This is a genomic window from Microbacterium sp. ZKA21, assembly GCF_050434165.1.
In the GTDB taxonomy this organism is placed as follows: Bacteria; Actinomycetota; Actinomycetes; order Actinomycetales; family Microbacteriaceae; genus Microbacterium.
Map to the genome: position 1 here is coordinate 1 of NZ_JBNPVV010000013.1, position 3287 is coordinate 3287.

Genomic DNA, 3287 nt, shown 5'->3' on the forward strand with positions numbered 1-3287 from the left:
TCCCCCGGACACTCCCGCACGAACCGGCCAGACCCCGACCACGCCCCATACGAACACCCCAACAACGACACCGGCGCCGACGGCTCCCCCTCAGCGGTCGCGCTGGTCGCTGCGATCTCGCCACCGTCCAGGGGCACCCGCAGCAGCTGCGAGGCCGTCGCCACGGTCACAGCGGCCGCATCCGCGGATGCCTGCTGGAGGACGGCAGTGTCGCCTTCCGGGATCTCGGTCGCGAACCCACCAGGGGTCGTCACGATGCCGCGGGCTGGATCGAGGACGACGGGCGTCGTCCCGACGGCGGTGATCGTCGGCGTGCTGTCCTTCTTGAGCCCCTCGACCGCCACCGACGTCGGCTCCAACGGCTCGCCCTGCGCATCCACCGGAACCGTGAACACGGCAGACTTCTCCGGCGACACCGCGTAGACGGTGCCGTCCTGACCGACGGTCAGGTCGGCGCCGCGGCCCAGCTCGAGCAGGGGGTCCGCACTGACGAACTCGAATTCGGTGAGGCCGGTGACGGGTTCGACCCAGAGGTCGCCGGATTCGGTGTCGAGGATCGCCACCGTCTTGGCGCCCAGGCCGACCTTGGCGGCACCAGGGATGCCGGTGCTGTCGCCGAGCGTCACATGCGCGGGGTCGACGACGGTGACCGTCGACTCGTCACGGTTGACGACCACGACGGTCGACTCATCCTGGAGGATGTCGAAGTTCTCACCCGGGGTGCGCAAGCCGCCGTCGAGCAGCTCGGATTCGTTGTTGAAGTGCCCGACCAGAAGGTTCGCCGACTTCGTGACCCAGACACCGCCGTCGTTCAGATCGACCTCGGTCGTCGGGTTGCCGTCATAGGCGAAGGCGAGGGTCGTGATCGTCACGACACCGGCGGTGACCGCTGCCGCTGAGGCAAGCGTTTTCGGCCGCGCGCGGACCCAGCTCAGCACCTTCATACCCGGTTCCCCCCTGGGACAGCATCAGACCTCGTGGTGCGCGAGGCCGTTCTCAGCCCACAGATCGCACCGAGACATCCTAACCGCGCATGCTGGATGCGCTCGATGGGGAGAACTGCCCAGCGAACGCACCCGGCGCTACGGTCTCGGCCAGAAGTTCTTCTCGGTGTCGACGCCGTCACCCCACCCGAGAATGTCGACCCACACGTCGACGCCGTCGCGGCCCTGGTGGCAGGAGATCTCGGTGCCACCGTTGCCGTTGAAGTTCACGCTGTAGGAGTAGTCGCTGACCCCACCGGGGTAGGCGCTCGAGTAGCACTTGACGTCCTTGGTGCCGATGTCGAGGTTCTGCCAGTTCACGTAGAAGTTCGCGCAGCGATTGACGCACTGCTGCGGGTCCAGTGAGCCCTGCGTGACCCATACGCGGGGCGCAGGCGGTTCGGGTTTCGGCCCGGAGGTCTCCGACTTCGAAACGACATCCGAGTAGCCGGCTTTGTTGTTCACACGGACTTGGATCGAGTGCTGCTGGCTGTAGCCGTTGCCGACCTGGACGGAGTCGTTGTTGTTGGCACCCTTCCACCCGTTGCCGTCAATGTTGATCTCGGTCGTGATGGCTGCCCCGTTGTTGCCGTTGGCGCTCCACGAGAACGTCACCGATTGCGCGTTGGACTTCGACGACACCGACGGCGCGGGCGGGATGCCGTACGGCGTCACGCCGTTGGATGCCGCGGACCCGTCCGAGATGTACTGCTTGCCATCGACGGTCGCCACCGCGCGCACGCGTACGGCGTACTGCGTGCCGTTGCTCACTCCGGAGATCGTCGTGCCGTCCCAGTCGGCACTCCATCCTCCGCCGAGGTTGTATTGATACGTCGTCTCCTGAGCCGACGCGCCGTTCAGTTGCGCCGCAGTCAACTTGTAACTGTCGGTCACGGTGATGCTCCGGTCATGGGCGGTCGCCACCGGCGCCGAAGGAGTATCCGGCTTGATGACGCCGCGGCGGGGAGCGGATGCATCACTCCACGCTCCCCAGCCGGCCTTGTTCTGAGCGCGGACCTTATAGGTGTACGCGGTCGTCGACGTGTCGACGGGCACCGCCTGCGTGGTCTTGCCCGCGGCCACCGCGATCGTCTGCACGACGGTTCCGCCGCGCAGCACCTGTACCTGGTAGCCGTCGATCGCGTCGCCGTTGTTGTTCGGTGCCACCCACGCGACCTGCATCTGCGCGCGCGGCGGCACCGGCTCGAGCTCGGCGGTCGTCGGCGCCGCGGCCGCGAGCGGCGGGCCCGCCGGGATCTCGCCGAGCGAGTTCCCGCTCCAGCTGGAGGGTTCGGGGGCGAGGTTGTGGGCGCGGATGCGGACCGTGTACTCGGCCCCGTTCTCCAGACCCGTCCACGTGTAGCTGTTGCCGGTGATGTTCGTCTTCTGACCCGCACCGACACCACCGGACAGCTCCAGCGTGTAGTACTGCACGGGAGAGCCGGGAGTCGACGGCGTCTTCCACGCGATCTTCAACTCCTTGTCACCGAACACCATCGTCGGAGCCGCCGGAGTATCCGGACGCGCATCCGGACGCGCCTCCGCCGACGACGGCGACGGCTCGGACTCACCCACCCGGTTGTTCGCGGTGACCTGGAACAGGTACTTCACGTTGTTGGTCAGGCCGTCCAGCGTGCACGTCGTCGACGAGCACTGCTTCTCATACGCATCACCCTGCACGGAGCGGACCGTGTATCCGTCGATCTTCGCCCCGTTGTTCGCCGGCGGAGACCACGACAGCACCACCTTCCGGTCCTGAACGCTCGACACCGTCGGCTTCCCCGGCGCATCCGGCACACCCTGCACCTTCAGCACGATCTTCCCGTCCACCTCACGGTCGGGGTCCTCCGTGATGTCACCGATGCGATAGCGCACCGTCATCGTTCCGACGTATTCGCCGTTCGGAGTCACCTCGACCTGATCGCCGACCATCTTGACCGTGCCGTCGCCGCTCTCGCGCTCGGCGGAGATCAGACGCAGCTCACCTTCACCGGCGAACGGGTTGAAGTCGTTCTGCAGCACCGGAACCGTGATCGTCTCACCCTGATCCACTTCCTCGAACGTGTCGGGAACCGCGGTGGGCAGCTCGCGCGTGGAAGCGGTCACGGTGACGCCGACCGTTCCGGTGACGGGGTCGGTGTGCCCGTCCGTGATCCGCACGGTGAGGCTGGCCGCCGTGCCCTTGGGGGTGTTGGAGGATGCTTCGACGAGCAGCTTCGTGCCGTCCATGCGCGCCGAGATGCCCTCGGTCGCACCACTCACATAGTCGAACGAGAGCTTGCCCTGATCCTCCGGATCCGGATC

At 66.8% G+C, this 3287-nt stretch carries 1 protein-coding gene and 1 pseudogene; both read right to left on the minus strand.

Going from position 1 to position 3287, the window contains the following annotated elements:
* Positions 1–944, minus strand: a pseudogene (locus tag M2317_RS18315) (Ig-like domain-containing protein); the annotation flags it as partial.
* Between the two features lie 138 nt (positions 945–1082).
* A partial coding sequence (locus M2317_RS18320; protein WP_429462706.1) for a fibronectin type III domain-containing protein occupies positions 1083–3287 on the minus strand: 2205 nt, incomplete at its 5' end.